Below are 15,409 nucleotides of genomic sequence, written 5' to 3'. Positions count from 1 at the left end.
CTGCCGGGCGGCATCCTGCCCGGCCAGACGGTTCGCAAACGCTAGACCATCTGCTGCCAGAGAAAAATACCCCCGCCGGCCAGCGCCAGCCAGGGGCCGAAGGCCAGCGGCTGCTGCAGCGACTGCCGGGTCCACAGGCGTTGCAGCAGGGTCCACACCAGCCCGCTGGCCGAAGCGAGCAACAGCACCTGCGGCAGAACCTGCCAGCCGCACCAGGCGCCCAGCGCCGCCAGCAGCTTAAAATCGCCATAGCCCAGCGCCTCTTTCCCGGTCAGCAGGCGGAACAGCCAGTAGACCGACCACAGCGCCAGATAACCGGCCATCGCCCCGGCGACCGCATCCGGCAGGGCAATGTACACCTCGTTAAGATTGAACAGCAGCCCGGCCCACAGCAGGGGCAGAGTCAGGCGATCGGGCAGCAGCTGGGTCCGGGCGTCAATCCGCGCCAGTATCAGCAGGAACGAGAGCAGCACCAGGCCGCCCGCCAGCGGCAGGCCCGGCGCCAGCAAAGCTCCGGCGAGGATAAACAGCAGGCCGGTGGCCAGCTCGGTCAGCGGATAGCTCCACGCGATGGGCGCCTGACAGCAGCGGGCGCGACGGCCCAGCCAGAGGAAACTGAGCAGCGGGATATTGTCCCGCCAGGCGATCGGCTGGCGGCACTGCGGGCAGGAAGATCCCGGGGTGCTGAGGGTTATCCGCTCGTCGTCCGCGGTCTGGGTCAACATGCGCGGCAGACGATAGATCACCACATTGTAAAAGCTGCCCAGCGCCAGGCCGAACAGCAGCAGAAAGCCATACCAGACAAAGGGAAAGTGCAGCGATAACGCGGCTAGTGTCGTCATTTTTGCTCCTGTGGTAACCATTTTCCCTGCAGCTGCCACGGCGTCGGGCCCGGGGCGTTATTCGCTGTCGGGCGCGTGACCAGCAGCGCCAGCAGCGGCGGCATTCCCTGCCGGGGCTGTAGCGTGCCGCGAAACAGATAGCGGCCATCGGGCGACAGAGTCCCCTGGCCGCTGAGGCTCAGCTGATGAGAGTCCTGACGGAGAGTCAGCGCCACGGCGCCGTCCACCGTACAGCGGAAGGTGCCATTAACCTGGGCCAGCTCCAGGCTGCCGACCGGGGAGTGCAGTCGGGCCTGCCGCCACTGCGCGCCTCCGGCGATGATATGCCGGCAGCGTCCGTCGCTGAACCGCCCTTCGGTCAGGCTGAAGGTGACCTCCCCCGCGGCCTTGACGGGCATAGTCGACATCAACCAGCGGCTGAGCATGCTGGCGGGGGCGGTGAGCCGCCCCTCCTGTAGGCGCAGATCGCGAAGGCCCCACAGCCGGGCCTGACCCATCACGCCGCGGGGATCGCTGAGAGAGACCTGCCAGCCCGCCAGGGTCAGCGACCACGCCAGTCGTTCAAGCCGTTCCCCATGCCAGTAGACCGGCTGCGCCGCGCCGCGCCAGACGCTGCCGCTAAATTGCCCCACCTGTACGCCGGGCGGCAGCATGGGAGCCAGCAGGCGCGCCGGAGCGGTGGCGGTGAGCCACAACAGATAGAGGACCAGCAGCAGTCCGCCCGCGATCCAGTTAGCCTTCATCGTCGCGCTCCAGCAGCAGATGGTTGACCGTGACCCAGCCGGGTCGCGACGGCTGCCCGGTCACGGACAGCGAGATCGCGTTGACGCCGCGCATCGCCGGAGCGTCCAGCCAGTCGATCAGCACCTGGAAAGCGCAGGGCTGAAGGGTGATCTGCAGACGTTTTCCCTGCGGCTGCAGGCGGACGACCGTCAGTCCGTGGCTCGCCGCCTCGCGCATCACCAGCGCGGTGAGCGCCTCTTTTGCCGCCGGCGCGGGCTGCTGGCTGAGCTGCTGCAGGCGCGGAGCCTGCTCCGTCATCCAGCGCAGGCTGGCCTGCTCTTTCACCAGGGTTTGCCGCCACTGCGCCTCGCGGGCTCGCCAGGGCTGCCACAGCCCATACCAGAAGGCGCATGCCGCCAGCAGCCCTGTCAGACCAAGCAACAGGCGCTGCTCCGACGGCGTGCGCTGCCGCCACCAGATAAGCAGATTAGCCATCGTTTTCCTCCAGCGTCAGTTGTCCCTCAATGCCATCCGGTTTCGTGATCATGTCGCCCGGCCGGACGCGAAACCGCGGCTGCGCCCGCTGGGTAAACTGCTCCAGCGCCCGGGAAGAGACCGCGGCGATATCCAGCTGCAGACGATTGCCCGCGGCATCCCAGCTCAGCGCTCGCAGACGGATCCCCGGCGTTTCGCTGAGGATGTTTTGCAAGGCGCTGAGGCGGTCGACGAGGGGGGCATGCTGCGCCTGACGGGTGAGGGTTTGCAGGTGCTGCTGCATCTGCAGTCGCGGGTTAATCACCTTTTTCTCCGTCGGAAACCAGCGGTGATAGAAGGCCCGGCTGGCCTGTTGCGCCGCCTCGGCCTGACGCGCCAGATCGCGATGGTCCAGCACGCTGTTTGCCCCTGCCAGTAACGCCAGGGCTAGCGCGGCATACCGCGCCGGACGCCAGCTCGCCTGCGCAGACCGCCACCGGACGGCGAACTCCCCCTGCAGCAGACTGAGTTTCTGCGCTGCCGGATGGCGTGCGGCAAGGGTCAGCAATGTCTGCGCAGGCTGCTCCCGCCAGACGCCCGGCGCCGCGGGCGGCGGCGAATAGCTGTCGATGACGTGCTCTTCCGCCTCGCTCTGCAGCAGCTCCGTCAGCCAGACGTTTTCCGCTGCCATGCCGCCCCACGGCTGGTGGCGGATCAGCCACTGCTCGTCCACCTGCACCGCGCTCCACGCCGGCGGTTGCCAGGGCAGGGCCAGCACGTCGGGCGTCAACGCCAGGGGCTGTAAGGAGAGCGATTCGCAGCGCGCCAGCCAGTCGCGCATTTTTTGCCGCTGTACGGCGACGATCTCGCACTGGGCCTGCTGGCGGTGGAGCAGGGCAAAATGGGTGGCTTCCACATCGTCTGCCAGCTGCTCTTCCAGCAGAAACGGGGCCACCTGCAGCGGCGGTTTACGCAGGCCCGCCGGTAGGGTGAGCGAGTGAAACGCGCAGTCGCTGGCCGGGATCAGCACCCAGGCCGGGTACTGCTCAGCCAGCGCCGGGAAAGGGCTGGCGTCGTCAGTCGGCCACCGGCCGCTGGCCTCGTGGTGCGGCTCGCCGGGGGCGAAGAGTTGCCAGTGCAGCGGCGCCTGCGCGGCGGCGAGGCGCACGATCAGCATGGCCTGGGGAGAAGCATTAATCTTGTTCATCGACCACCATAGAGAGTCCATATCGCCGCTGGACGACGGTAAACGTGCGCCCCGATTGTTGCAGGACGCTGTGCAGCTGAAAGCGGAGATTGCCGGTCACCACGCTAAAAGCGGCGATAAAGCGTGCGCTGTGCACCGTCAGCCAGGGACGGGCAAGCGTGGTATCGGTTTTCTGCAGCGTCGGCTGCGCGAGAAAGGCGGCGACGCTGCTCCACCCGGTTCGCGGGCGGTTGTGCAGCAGCTGTTGCGCCTCCTGCAGCGTCAGATCGCCGGGAAAGAGGGCCACCAGCAGGGCGGCCTGGGAGGGGCGCAGGGTGTTGACATTGACCTGCAGCGCGTCATCCGGCTGGACGCAGACGAAGGGGAGCAGGCGCTGATAGAGCGCGGCGTCCATCCCGGCCAGCAGGCGCAACTCGCTGACATCCTGCATCGGCTGGTTGGCGGCGAGATAGCCCGGGGTTTGCGCCATATAGACCTCGTCCTCCGCTCCGTTCAGCCGCGGCTGGCCGTCGCTGTCCGTCCAGTCGCCAAGGGCGGCGGCGATCTGGCTGGCGCGCAGCGGCGGCTCGCCGAGCAGCGCCAGCAGCCGAACGAAGACGTCGGTCGGGTAGGGCGTTCCGTCGCCAGCCTCATCCGCGCGATGGTTGATGGCATTGAGGTTGAAGCAGGCGTGCCCGTCGCGGATCGTGGCGCGGATTTCGCCATCGTCGAGGGTAAAGCGGCGCCCCTCCTGCGCCCAGGTTTGCGCCAGGTTCGTTTGACTGGGCGAGTCCAGCGCATCGCGTTGCAGCAGCGCGGCGGCCATGTTTTCCGCCGCCAGGGCGTACCATCTGGCCTGCAAATTATCGAGGGTCACGGCGGTATGCTGATACATGACCGCGGTGCGCTCGGTCATGGCGCTGGCGAGGATCATCATCAGGGCGAGGATGAAAAGCACCATCAGGAGCGCGACGCCGCGTTGCCGATTTATCACTGGCCGCCTCCCGGGGTGAGTAAAAACAGGCGGGTTATCTCCCCGCTGTTCGCCAGCGTCAGGGTGATCTCCAGCCCCTGCGGCAGCCTCTGCGGGCGGTCCCAGGTTTCCTGCCAGCGCCCGTCGGCGTAAAACCGCAGGCGAAACGCGGTTACCTCGCGCAGCAGCACCCGGACCGTCGGCTGGCTGCCGGTCAGCGGATCCTGTTGATCGAAGCTCAGACGCTCAAGCTGCTGCTGGCGCAGACGGTAGCTGACGTTCTGGATCTCCGAGCGCGGGAGGATCCCCAGCGGGTTTGGCCAGCCGCTGCGGCTGAAGGCCAGTCCCCAGTCGTCGCTCTGCAACTGGAAACGTCCGGCGAAGAAAAACGTGTCGCTGTTTCTGGCGCGACGGGGAATGATGTGGGTGACATCGTCGGCTATCTGGCGAAAGGCGCGCTGGAGGGCCGCGATCTGCTGGCTTTTCTCGCGGGTCAGGCCATCGGCGCGGATGACGTTCTGCAGCACCATCACGGCGGCGGCGCTGAGGACGGCGAGGATAGCCAGCGCCAGCAGCGTTTCAATCAGGGTGAAACCGCGCATCCTAGTTATCATGGCGGCGTCACCCAGGTGCGCAGGGTGGCCAGCGGCGCGGGATCGCTTTTTTGCCGCCGGACCTCCACGTCCAGCGCCCGCAGCTGCGGCAGCGCGGTTTCCACTCCCTGCCAGCGGACAAACCAGCGCGTCCCGGCGGCCTCCACGGTGGTTTCAGACCAGCTGAGGGCAGGCCAGCGTTTCTCCAGCCGCAGCTGCACCAGCTGGTTATCCGCCAGCCAGCTGGCGAGGATTTTCTCTTCCATACGCCCGAGCTGGCGCGTCTGCTGCAGGGTGGACTGCATCACCGCCAGGCCAGCGAGGGCGAAAATCACCAGTGCGACCATCACTTCGATAAGCGTCATTCCGGCTTCACGCTTCATGGCTGCTCCCGCGCCGCCAGCGGCTGGCTGTCGCCCTGGGCGTCGACGTTGATGCCCGTCGCGGCGTCAATCCGCAGCTGAAACGGCGTGACTTCACCGCCGGGAAAAATAAGCACGTCGGGCTGCTCGCCCGGCGTCCACGCCTGGCCGTCGGGAAAGCGCAGCGTCAGCCTGGCCCGCGGGAGGGTTTCCGCCGTGGCGACGCGTCCGGCCTGCAGCGGCAGCCACTGCGCGTTGCCCCACCGGTCGTCAGCCGCCGCCGGGGCGCTATCGTCGGCAGGCTGCAGGCGCATAAACTGCCAGCGCTCAGGGTGGATGATAATGCCGAAGAGCTGACCGGTTTGCTGCCCGCGCTCGCGGACAAAATCCAGTTGCGCCTGAAAGCGCGCCAGGATCTGTGTGGCCTCCTGGGTGCGGGCGGAGGGAAACGCCAGCAGCACCATGCTGGCGCTGACGCCGATCAGCAGCAGGACCAGCATCATCTCCAGGAGGGTGAAACCGCGCTGAGACACTATTTCTTCCCGAGGGTCCAGTTGCCGATATCGTCATTGGTGTCGGGCATCCCGTCCGGGCCGACGCTGAAGACGTCGATGGCGCCATGCTGACCCGGGCTTAACAGCTGATACTCATTCCCCCACGGGTCCTGCGGCAGACGGCGGATATAGCCGCCTTCCGGGTAGTTGCGGGCATGCGGCTCGGCGGCCGGAGCGGTCACCAGCGCCTTCAGTCCCTGTTCGGTGTTGGGGTAGCGGCTATTGTCGAGTTTATACATGTCCAGCGCTCCCTCGAGCGCCACCAGATCGCTGACGACCTTCTGACGGTCCGCTTTCTCCTTGTTGCCCATCAGGTTAGGCACCACCAGGCTGGCGAGAATGCCGAGAATGACGATCACCACCATAATTTCCAGTAACGTGAAACCGCGTTGCCGTTGCATAGTTTTCTCCATTAATACAGTTACATACTCATAAGGGTGTTCAGTTGCAGGATCGGCTGCAGGATGGCCAGCACGATAAACAGCACCATGCCGGCCATGGTGACCACCAGCAGAGGCTCAAACAGGCTGAGGGCCATCTGGATCTGCGCGCTCAGCTCCCGGTCCTGGTTCTCCGCCGCGCGCTCCAGCATGGCGGTCAGTTCGCCGCTCTGTTCGCCGCTGGCGATCATGTAGCGCATCATCGGCGGAAACAGGGCGGTGGATTCCAGCGCCCGATGCAGACTAACGCCTTCGCGTACCGATTCGCTGGCCGCCGCCAGCTGGCTGCGCGCCCAGGCGTTGCTGAGGACGTCGGCGCTGATGCGCATCGACAGCAGCAGCGGCACTGCGCTGGCATTGAGAATGCTTAAGGTGCGGGCGTAGCGCGCGCTGTTGACGCTGCGGGCCACGCGGCCGATGACCGGCAGGCGCAGCAGCGCCCGGTCCCAGGCGAGCCGCCGGGCAGGCTGGCGCAGCAGATAGCGCAGCGCCAGCAGCGCCAGTAACGACAGCAGCGCCAGCCAGGGGCCCGCGCTGCGCACGATGTCGCTCAGGCTCATTAGCAGCCGGGTAGAGAAGGGCAGGGCCTGTTTAAGATGGACAAACTGCTCAACGACTTTCGGCACCACGGTGGAGAGCAGAATGGCGATCACGCTGATAGCGACCAGCGTCAGTACGATGGGGTAGATCATCGCCTGCAGCAGGCGGGCGCGGAGCTGCTGGCGCTGCTCGGTATAGTCAGCAAGCCGGTTCAGTACGCCGTCGAGATGGCCGGAGGTTTCGCCGGCCGCCACCATGGCGCAGAACAGCCCGTCGAAGCAGGCGGGATAGGCGCGCATCGCCTCCGCCAGCGAGTGGCCTTCGAGCACTTTGCTGCGCACCCCGGCCATTAACGTTCTTAGCGACGGCTTTTCGCACTGCTGGGCGACGGCATCGAGCGCCTTTTCCAGCGGGATCCCGGCGGCAACCAGAGTCGCCAGCTGGCGGGTGAGCAGGGCTAAATCACCGGCGCTGGTACGCCGGGTAAGGGATCCGCCGGCCCACAGTCGCCGCGCCGGGTCGGCAGTTGTCACTTCCAGCGCCAGCCAGCCCTTGTCCCGCAGCAGCTGGCGGGCGTGGCGGGCGGAGTCGGCCTGCTGAAGGCCGCGGCGGGTTTTGCCCTGCGCGTCCAGCGCCTGATAGCGAAACAGGGCCATCTTAGACGCTTTCCGTCGTTTGCTGTTCGGTGACCCGCATCACCTCCTCCCAGCTGGTGATCCCCGCCAGCGCTTTGTCGCGTCCGGCATGGCGCAGGGTTTGCCAGGCTGGCCCCAGCTGCTGGATCAGAGTGATCTCATTCTCGCCGCGGTGGATGGCGGCGCGGACGCGGTCGTCAACCAGCAGCAGTTCATGAATACCGGTGCGTCCGCGATAGCCGATGAAATTACACTCCGGACAGCCTTTGGGCTGCCACAGCCGCGCGCCGACCGGGACCGCCATCTGCCGGGCGGTGTTGGCATCCGCCTGCCAGGGCTGACGGCAGTGTGGGCACAGTTGGCGCACCAGCCGCTGCGACATCACCGCCAGCAGCGAGGTGGAGAGTAAAAAAGGCTCCACGCCCATATCCTGTAGACGGGAAATGGCGCCCAGCGCGCTGTTGGTGTGCAGGGTCGACAGCACCAGGTGCCCGGTCAGCGAGGCCTGAACGGCGATCTGGGCGGTTTCGCCATCGCGGATTTCGCCCACCAGCACTACGTCCGGATCCTGGCGCAGGATGGCGCGCAGGCCGCGGGCGAAGGTCATCTCGACTTTGGCGTTGACCTGAGTCTGGCCTATGCCCTCCAGCTCATACTCCACCGGATCTTCAATGGTCATGATGTTGCGCTCCCGGGCGTCGAGGCGGCTGAGGGCGGCGTAGAGCGTCGTGCTTTTCCCGGAGCCGGTCGGACCGGTGACAAGGATGATGCCGTGCGGGCGGGCGATCAGCGCATCGACCCGATCGAGCAGGGCGGGCGGCATGCCCAGCGTCAGCAGATCCAGGTTGACGCTGTTTTTGTCCAGCAGACGCAGGACGACGCGTTCGCCGTGGCTGGAGGGCAGGGTGGAGACGCGCACGTCGATTGCTCGCCCGCCGATGCGCAGCGCCATGCGGCCATCCTGAGGGACCCGCTTTTCGGCAATGTCCAGGCTGGCCATCACCTTGATGCGGGAAATTAACAGGGCGGCCAGCCGCCGCTGCGGGCGCAGAATTTCCCGCAGCACGCCGTCGACGCGAAAGCGGATCTGCAGATGGCGCTCGTAGGTTTCGATATGAATATCCGAGGCTTTCTCTTTGATGGCCTCGGTGAGCATGGCGTTGATCAGGCGGATGATCGGCGCGTCGTCCTCGCTGTCGAGCAGATCGTCGGTGTCCGGTAGCTCTTCGGCGAGGGTATAGAGGTCGAGCTCATTGCCGATGTCGGCCATCATGCGGTGCGCCTCCGCCGAATCACGCTGATAGCTGAGCACCAGCACTTTCTCGAATGCCTCCGGCGCCAGACGGCTGACGCGCATCGGCCCGTCCGCCAGGCGGCGCGCTTCCAGCAGCGCCCGGGCGGCGGTATCGGGGCGGCACAGCGCTTCGCAGCATTCGCCGTCGCTGAGCAGCACAAGATGGTGCGCGCGGGCCCAGGCGAAGGGCAACAGCGGACGGCGTTCGGCGGCTGGCGTCATGGGCGGCCTCCGAGATTGAAGGCGTCAATGGCGGCGCTGACCTGGCGGAAAGCCTGGGTCTCCTGCTGCGGATAGATATGCAGCAGGTCGTTGCTGAGCGACGCTTCGCTGCTTTCTTTACCCCGCTGTTTAGTTTGCGCATTGTTGAAGGCGGTGTACTGGCCGGAAGAAGCCTGGCGGTACTCATCGCGATCGCGAATGATGGTTGGGCGGATAAACAGCATCAGGTTGCGTTTCGACACTTTCTTGCTGTCGGAGCGGAACAGGGCGCCGATCACCGGGATATCCCCGAGCAGCGGCACTTTGTCAGCGGTATCGGTGACGGTTTTATCCAGCAGCCCGCCAACCACCACCGTTTCGCCGCTGCCGACCAGCACGGCGTTATTCACCGTCCGGGTATTGAAGGTCGCCCCGAGATCGCTGCTGGTGCTGGAGGCCGAGTCGGCAACGCTCGATACCTCCTGCTCAATCTCCAGCAGCACCGCATCGCCTTCGTTAATCTGCGGTTTCACCTTCAGTTTAATGCCGACGGTTTTGCGCTCGACGGTATTGAAGATGTTGTCGCCTGAGGTGGTTTGCGAGCCGGTTAATACCGGAACTTACTGGCCGACGTTAAAAGTGGCTTGCATGTTATCGAGGGTGACGATGCTGGGGGTGGCCAGAATATCGTTCTTGGTACTGCTGGAGAGGGCGGTGAGCAGCATCGCCCAGTTCCCCTGATAGAAGCCGGCGGCGATACCATTAAACGAGCCGAGGGCGCTGGCCAGCGAGCTGCTGATGGTACCGTCTTTGTTGTACTGGTTGGCGCCGGCGATAGCCGTCGATATCGGCAAACCGCTATTGGTGAACTGCGTCATGCCGGCGTTTTTGTTTGCCCACTGGATACCGAGATTAAGGCCATCGGCATCCTGCACTTCGGCAATAATCGCCTCCACCAGCACCTGCGGGCGGCGGATATCGAGCTGGGCGATCACCCGCTCAAGATCGTTCATCACGTCTGGCGCCGCGGTGACGATCAGGGCGTTGGTCTGGCCGTGGGCTTTGATAATAATATTTTTGTCGATCGCGGCCACTGGCCTGGCGCTTTGCTTGTCGCTCTGCAGCGAGCTGCTGATCCCGGTCAGAACTTCCACCAGATCGGCGGCTTTGGCGTACTTCAGGTAGATCACTTTGGTGTTACCCTGTACCGCCTGCTGGCGGTCGAGCTGTTTGATCATGGCGATAATGCGCTGGCGCGAGTTTGGTTCGCCGCTCACCAGTACCGCGTTGGTGCGCTCATCGGCCACCACGTTCGCCACCATCGAGCCCGGCAGCGCCGACTTGCTGGTATCTTTATTAAGCTCGGTAACCAGTTTGACTACTTCCGCGGCGGAGGCCCAGGAAAGGGGCACGGTCACCACGCTGCGATCCCCGGCGTTGTCGACGCGCTCGACAATGGTCAGCAGGCGTTTGATAACCGCCGCGCGGCCGGTCATCAGCAGTACGTTGGAGGGCTCATAATGGACCACGCTGCCGGCGCCAGCGTTATCGTTCAGCTGGCGGAGCAGCGGGGCGAGATCGCGGGCGGCGACGTTGGTCAGGGGCACCACCCGGGTGACCACTTCATCGCCTTCGCCCGGCGCGGCCGCGCTGGCGACCGGCACGGCCGAGGTCTTGGCGTCTTTGGCGCGGACCACTTTTAGCACGCCGTTATTCATATTGATCACGGCGAAGCCATATACATCCAGCACGCTGAGGAAGAATTGATAATATTGTTCTTCATTGAGCATATCGTAACTGCGCACGGTGATAGTACCGCGTACGCTGGGATCGATAATCACCGTTTTATTCAGGTTTTTGCTGACGGTATTGATAAATTCCTGGATATCGGTGCCTTTAAAACTGGCGGAAAATTCCTCCGCGGCGGCCGGAGAAAATAGCAGCGGGGTTAATATCAGCAGCGCAGGCAGCATTTTTCGCAGGCGTTTCATGGTTGGCAATTATTCATCCCCCAGCGCGAAAGCAATATCGTGTCGTTGGCCTTCCCGCTCAACGGTTAGCGTTATTTCGGTCATGTCGGCCAGATTTTGCAGCGCCTGTTGCGCTTGCTCCTGGTCGCGTAAATCGATGCCGTTTAAGGCAATCGCCAAATCATTTGCCTGCAGGCCGGACTGGCGAAACAGCGAGGCGTCTTTGCCTGGGTTCAGCCGATAACCCAGCAGTTTGTCGCCGCTGAGTACCGGCGAAATAGATAAATAAGTGAGGATATTTTGCGGCTGTTCGCGGAGTCGCTTCACGAGGGGCGGGTTGCCCGCGGCGGTGGGCGGCGGCGACGGCGCGCGACTGTCGTTAAATAATAAAATGGCCTCTTTGCGCCCCTGATAGTTGACGATGATCCGGTCAGGCAGAATGGCGGCGATCCGCGCATCATACCCTGGGAGAGGATCGCCCGTGCTAAGGCTAACCTGCTGATTTCCCTTTTCGATAATAGCGATGGAGCGCGCCGGGTTGCTGCTGGCGAGTAGCCCGGCCAGGCGTAGCTTCAGGCTGGAAACCGGCACCTGATTGAGACTGGCAGCATCCGTTGGCGTGGGGCTAATTTTCACCGCCAGGCCAAACAGGGTAAATGCGGGCCGCACATTTTTTAATTCCGGATCTGCCGGCGGAGGCATGGTTAACGGTAGGGCGGAAATATCCTCAGGACTCACAGGGAATACCACGCGCCAGGTTAATTTCGCCAGCTGTGGGATAGCGGTTATTAATATGATGAGCGTCACAATTTGTGGTAATAATTTAATTATCCCTTTATTTATATTTGTTAACCTCATCACAGAAACTGGCATTTTAATTCCTTTGCTAATTTATTTTTCTGCACGTTGGCGTAATACCCTACCGAAACAGGTAGGTGATTATTGGCTTTTGAATTATTTATTGCCGGAGAGTGGCGATAAGCGTGGCGAATCATAATCAGTTTGCGGTTTCGGGTCGTCATTCCCTTTATTGATTTACTCCCCGGCTTCCTACGCCCCCGCTCATTTGTGGGGATGATTGCGCCTGGGAAAGCAAAAATATCTAATTAGCGCGCTGTAAAGATATTCATCCTTTCTTACCTTTTATAATTTAATAAGCATATTAGGGACTATCGAATGCTCAGATATACCTGTCATGCCCTATTTCTTGGATCGTTAGTATTATTGAGTGGCTGTGATAACAGCTCTTCCTCTTCTACCTCTGGCTCACCGGGTTCACCAGGCAATCCTGGCAACCCAGGCACTCCCGGCACGCCCGACCCGCAGGATGTCGTCGTCCGCTTACCGGACGTTGCCGTCCCAGGCGAAGCGGTGCAGGCTTCCGCCAGGCAAGCTGTCATTCATCTCGTCGATATCGCCGGCATCACCAGCAGCACGCCGGCCGACTATGCGACGAAAAACCTCTATTTATGGAACAACGAAACCTGTGACGCGCTGAGCGCGCCGGTGGCGGACTGGAATGATGTCAGCACCACCCCGACCGGCAGCGACAAATATGGCCCTTACTGGGTGATCCCGCTGACTAAAGAGAGCGGATGCATCAACGTTATCGTCCGCGATGGCACCAATAAGCTTATCGACAGCGACCTGCGCGTCTCTTTCAGTGATTTCACCGATCGGACGGTATCGGTCATCGCCGGCAACAGCGCGGTCTATGACTCCCGCGCCGACGCCTTCCGCGCCGCCTTTGGCGTGGCGCTGGCCGATGCGCACTGGGTCGATAAGACTACTCTGCTGTGGCCGGGTGGGGAAAATAAACCCATTGTGCGCCTCTATTACAGCCACAGCAGTAAGGTGGCCGCCGACAGTAACGGCGAATTTAGCGATAAATATGTCAAGCTGACCCCCACCACCGTCAGCCAGCAGGTAAGCATGCGCTTCCCGCATCTCGCCAGCTATCCAGCCTTTAAACTGCCGGATGATGTTAACGTCGATGAATTGCTGCAGGGCGAGACGGTGGCGATAGCCGCGGAAAGCGATGGGATCCTGAGCTCCGCCACCCAGGTACAGACCGCCGGCGTGCTGGACGATACCTATGCCGCCGCCGCCGAGGCGCTGAGCTACGGCGCCCAGCTAACCGATAGCGGCGTGACCTTCCGCGTCTGGGCGCCCACGGCGCAGCAGGTCGAACTGGTGGTCTACAGCGCCGACAAGAAGGTGGTGGCCAGCCACCCGATGACCCGCGACAGCGCCTCCGGCGCCTGGTCATGGCAGGGGGGAAGCGACCTGAAGGGCGCGTTCTACCGCTACGCGATGACCGTTTACCACCCGCAGTCGCGTAAAGTCGAGCAGTACGAAGTGACCGATCCCTACGCCCATAGTTTGTCGACCAACTCGGAGTACAGCCAGGTGGTCGATCTCAACGACAGCGCGCTGAAGCCGGAAGGCTGGGACGGGCTGACGATGCCGCACGCGCAGAAAACCAAAGCCGACCTGGCGAAAATGACGATCCACGAGTCGCATATTCGCGATCTCTCTGCCTGGGATCAAACCGTTCCCGCCGAACTGCGCGGTAAGTATCTGGCGCTCACCGCCCAGGAGAGCAATATGGTCCAGCATCTGAAACAGCTGTCGGCCTCGGGCGTGACCCATATTGAGCTGCTGCCGGTCTTCGATCTGGCGACGGTCAATGAGTTCAGCGACAAAGTCGCCGATATTCAGCAGCCGTTCAGTCGCCTGTGCGAGATCAACAGCGCGGTGAAGAGCAGCGAGTTCGCGGGCTATTGCGACAGCGGTTCGACGGTCGAAGAGGTGCTGACCCAGCTGAAGCAGAACGACAGCAAGGATAACCCGCAGGTGCAGGCGTTGAATACGCTGGTGGCGCAGACCGACTCCTATAACTGGGGCTACGATCCGTTCCACTACACGGTGCCGGAAGGATCCTACGCCACCGATCCGGAAGGCACGGCGCGCATTAAAGAGTTCCGCACCATGATTCAGGCGATCAAGCAGGATCTGGGAATGAACGTCATTATGGACGTGGTGTACAACCACACCAACGCCGCCGGCCCGACCGACCGCACCTCGGTGCTGGATAAGATCGTCCCCTGGTACTATCAACGCCTGAATGAAACCACCGGCAGCGTGGAATCGGCCACCTGTTGCTCCGACTCGGCGCCAGAGCACCGGATGTTCGCCAAGCTTATCGCCGATTCACTGGCGGTATGGACCACCGATTATAAGATCGATGGCTTCCGCTTCGACCTGATGGGCTACCACCCGAAAGCGCAGATCCTCTCGGCCTGGGAACGCATTAAAGCGCTGAACCCGGATATCTACTTCTTTGGCGAAGGCTGGGATTCCAACCAGAGCGATCGCTTTGAAATTGCCTCGCAAATCAATCTCAAAGGCACCGGGATCGGCACGTTCTCCGATCGTCTGCGCGACGCCGTGCGCGGCGGCGGGCCGTTCGACTCCGGTGACGCATTACGCCAGAACCAGGGCGTGGGCAGCGGGGCTGGAGTTCTGCCGAATGAGCTGACCACCCTGAGCGACGATCAGGCGCGTCACCTCGCCGATCTGACCCGTCTCGGCATGGCCGGTAACCTTGCGGACTTTGTGCTGATCGACAAAGACGGCGCGGTGAAGAGAGGCAGCGAGATTGACTATAACGGCGCGCCAGGCGGCTATGCGGCTGATCCGACGGAAGTCGTGAACTATGTGTCAAAACACGATAACCAGACGCTGTGGGACATGATCAGCTATAAAGCCGCTCAGGAGGCGGATCTCGATACCCGCGTCCGGATGCAGGCGGTGTCGCTGGCGACGGTGATGCTCGGCCAGGGGATCGCCTTTGACCAGCAGGGCTCGGAGCTGCTGCGCTCTAAATCCTTTACCCGCGATTCGTATGATTCCGGCGACTGGTTTAACCGCGTGGACTACTCCCTGCAGGACAACAACTACAACGTCGGTATGCCGCGCAGCAGCGATGATGGCAGCAACTATGACATTATCGCCCGGGTGAAAGACGCGGTGGCTACTCCGGGTGAAACGGAGCTCAAGCAGATGACCGCGTTTTATCAGGAGCTGACCGCGCTGCGTAAATCGTCTCCGCTGTTTACCCTCGGCGACGGCGCGACGGTGATGAAGCGCGTGGACTTCCGCAATACTGGCGCCGATCAGCAGACGGGTCTGCTGGTGATGACCATCGATGACGGGATGCAGGCTGGCGCCAGTCTGGACAGCCGTGTCGACGGCATCGTGGTGGCGATCAACGCCGCGCCGGAAAGCCGGACGCTGCAGGACTTCGCCGGCACATCGCTGCAGCTGAGCGCCATCCAGCAGGCGGCGGGCGACCGGTCGCTGGCGAGCGGCGTGCAGGTTGCCGCTGACGGTTCGGTCACGCTGCCGGCCTGGTCGGTTGCCGTTCTCGAGTTGCCGCAGGGCGAGTCGCAGGGCGCTGGCCTGCCGGTGAGCAGTAAATAACATAACGTAGGGCGCCCGTAAGGGCGCCTCTGGCTGATGACAAACCTGTTTCGTTATTGTGCTCGCCTTTCTGTCGGGTGGCGGCTTTCGCCTTACCCGGCCTACGAAAGATTACAATATCAAACAGTTATGCAGTT

14 protein-coding genes and 1 pseudogene are annotated in these 15,409 nt (G+C 62.9%); 1 reads left to right on the top strand and 14 read right to left on the bottom strand.

The window, feature by feature from the left end; translation table 11 throughout:
* Positions 1 to 41: 41 nt before the first annotated feature.
* From LPQ25_RS21305 to LPQ25_RS21240, 14 genes and pseudogenes are all read right to left on the bottom strand, one after another.
* The gene (locus LPQ25_RS21305; protein ID WP_004145898.1) at positions 42 to 842 is read right to left on the bottom strand and encodes a prepilin peptidase; all 801 of its coding nucleotides are present in this window, start codon (positions 840 to 842) and stop codon (positions 42 to 44) included.
* Positions 839 to 1,585 (bottom strand): type II secretion system protein N, encoded by a 747-nt coding sequence (locus LPQ25_RS21300; protein WP_012737410.1) that lies wholly within the window; start codon positions 1,583 to 1,585, stop codon positions 839 to 841. The genes LPQ25_RS21305 and LPQ25_RS21300 overlap by 4 nt, the downstream gene beginning before the upstream one ends.
* Positions 1,575 to 2,060 carry a type II secretion system protein M gene (locus LPQ25_RS21295; protein ID WP_012737411.1) on the bottom strand — a complete coding sequence of 162 codons (486 nt, stop codon included), beginning with the start codon at positions 2,058 to 2,060 and terminating at the stop codon, positions 1,575 to 1,577. Before LPQ25_RS21295 ends, LPQ25_RS21300 begins: the two co-directional genes overlap by 11 nt.
* Positions 2,053 to 3,246, bottom strand: a complete 1,194-nt coding sequence (gene gspL / locus LPQ25_RS21290) for a type II secretion system protein GspL (RefSeq protein WP_012737412.1) — start codon at positions 3,244 to 3,246, stop codon at positions 2,053 to 2,055. Before gspL ends, LPQ25_RS21295 begins: the two co-directional genes overlap by 8 nt.
* Entirely contained in the window at positions 3,233 to 4,219 is a 987-nt protein-coding gene (gene gspK / locus LPQ25_RS21285) for a type II secretion system minor pseudopilin GspK (protein WP_077250502.1), read from the bottom strand. Before gspK ends, gspL begins: the two co-directional genes overlap by 14 nt.
* Entirely contained in the window at positions 4,216 to 4,812 is a 597-nt protein-coding gene (gene gspJ, locus LPQ25_RS21280) for a type II secretion system minor pseudopilin GspJ (RefSeq protein WP_012737414.1), read from the bottom strand. The genes gspK and gspJ overlap by 4 nt, the downstream gene beginning before the upstream one ends.
* On the bottom strand, positions 4,809 to 5,174 hold the full coding sequence (gspI, locus tag LPQ25_RS21275) for a type II secretion system minor pseudopilin GspI (protein ID WP_002889025.1): 366 nt from the start codon (positions 5,172 to 5,174) through the stop codon (positions 4,809 to 4,811). The genes gspJ and gspI overlap by 4 nt, the downstream gene beginning before the upstream one ends.
* The gene (gspH, locus tag LPQ25_RS21270) at positions 5,171 to 5,686 is read right to left on the bottom strand and encodes a type II secretion system minor pseudopilin GspH (RefSeq protein ID WP_004183045.1); all 516 of its coding nucleotides are present in this window, start codon (positions 5,684 to 5,686) and stop codon (positions 5,171 to 5,173) included. Before gspH ends, gspI begins: the two co-directional genes overlap by 4 nt.
* The gene (gene gspG / locus LPQ25_RS21265; RefSeq protein ID WP_014908009.1) at positions 5,686 to 6,108 is read right to left on the bottom strand and encodes a type II secretion system major pseudopilin GspG; all 423 of its coding nucleotides are present in this window, start codon (positions 6,106 to 6,108) and stop codon (positions 5,686 to 5,688) included. The genes gspH and gspG overlap by 1 nt, the downstream gene beginning before the upstream one ends.
* Before the next feature lie 20 nt (positions 6,109 to 6,128).
* Complete coding sequence (gene gspF / locus LPQ25_RS21260; RefSeq protein WP_004147120.1) at positions 6,129 to 7,343, bottom strand: type II secretion system inner membrane protein GspF; 1,215 nt, start codon at positions 7,341 to 7,343, stop codon at positions 6,129 to 6,131.
* Position 7,344: 1 nt separating this feature from the next.
* A complete protein-coding gene (gspE, locus tag LPQ25_RS21255) occupies positions 7,345 to 8,838 on the bottom strand; it encodes a type II secretion system ATPase GspE (protein ID WP_012737417.1) in 1,494 nt (497 codons plus the stop codon).
* Positions 8,835 to 10,808: pseudogene (pulD, locus tag LPQ25_RS21250) on the bottom strand (GspD family T2SS secretin variant PulD). Before pulD ends, gspE begins: the two are co-directional and overlap by 4 nt.
* A gap of 9 nt (positions 10,809 to 10,817) precedes the next feature.
* The gene (gspC, locus tag LPQ25_RS21245; RefSeq protein WP_012737418.1) at positions 10,818 to 11,660 is read right to left on the bottom strand and encodes a type II secretion system protein GspC; all 843 of its coding nucleotides are present in this window, start codon (positions 11,658 to 11,660) and stop codon (positions 10,818 to 10,820) included.
* The gene (locus LPQ25_RS21240; protein WP_004219434.1) at positions 11,645 to 11,782 is read right to left on the bottom strand and encodes a hypothetical protein; all 138 of its coding nucleotides are present in this window, start codon (positions 11,780 to 11,782) and stop codon (positions 11,645 to 11,647) included. The genes gspC and LPQ25_RS21240 overlap by 16 nt, the downstream gene beginning before the upstream one ends.
* A 181-nt stretch (positions 11,783 to 11,963) precedes the next feature.
* Between LPQ25_RS21240 and pulA the strand changes: the two genes are divergently transcribed.
* Positions 11,964 to 15,272: a pullulanase-type alpha-1,6-glucosidase gene (gene pulA, locus LPQ25_RS21235; RefSeq protein WP_041168993.1), complete on the top strand. Its 3,309-nt coding sequence runs from the start codon at positions 11,964 to 11,966 to the stop codon at positions 15,270 to 15,272.
* Positions 15,273 to 15,409: the final 137 nt, after the last annotated feature.

This window comes from Klebsiella sp. KPN54798 (assembly GCF_021184225.1).
GTDB lineage: Bacteria > Pseudomonadota > Gammaproteobacteria > Enterobacterales > Enterobacteriaceae > Klebsiella > Klebsiella pneumoniae.
This window is presented reverse-complemented; position numbering and strand designations above follow the sequence as displayed.

Coding starts and splice junctions, on each gene's coding strand:
- LPQ25_RS21305 (WP_004145898.1), bottom strand. CDS start 842: ATGACGACACTAGCCGCGTTATCGCTGCACTTTCCCTTTGTCTGGTAT.
- gspC (WP_012737418.1), bottom strand. CDS start 11,660: ATGCCAGTTTCTGTGATGAGGTTAACAAATATAAATAAAGGGATAATT.
- gspI (WP_002889025.1), bottom strand. CDS start 5,174: ATGAAGCGTGAAGCCGGAATGACGCTTATCGAAGTGATGGTCGCACTG.
- gspG (WP_014908009.1), bottom strand. CDS start 6,108: ATGCAACGGCAACGCGGTTTCACGTTACTGGAAATTATGGTGGTGATC.
- gspJ (WP_012737414.1), bottom strand. CDS start 4,812: ATGATAACTAGGATGCGCGGTTTCACCCTGATTGAAACGCTGCTGGCG.
- gspF (WP_004147120.1), bottom strand. CDS start 7,343: ATGGCCCTGTTTCGCTATCAGGCGCTGGACGCGCAGGGCAAAACCCGC.
- pulA (WP_041168993.1), top strand. CDS start 11,964: ATGCTCAGATATACCTGTCATGCCCTATTTCTTGGATCGTTAGTATTA.
- LPQ25_RS21295 (WP_012737411.1), bottom strand. CDS start 2,060: ATGGCTAATCTGCTTATCTGGTGGCGGCAGCGCACGCCGTCGGAGCAG.
- gspL (WP_012737412.1), bottom strand. CDS start 3,246: ATGAACAAGATTAATGCTTCTCCCCAGGCCATGCTGATCGTGCGCCTC.
- gspE (WP_012737417.1), bottom strand. CDS start 8,838: ATGACGCCAGCCGCCGAACGCCGTCCGCTGTTGCCCTTCGCCTGGGCC.
- LPQ25_RS21240 (WP_004219434.1), bottom strand. CDS start 11,782: ATGATTCGCCACGCTTATCGCCACTCTCCGGCAATAAATAATTCAAAA.
- LPQ25_RS21300 (WP_012737410.1), bottom strand. CDS start 1,585: ATGAAGGCTAACTGGATCGCGGGCGGACTGCTGCTGGTCCTCTATCTG.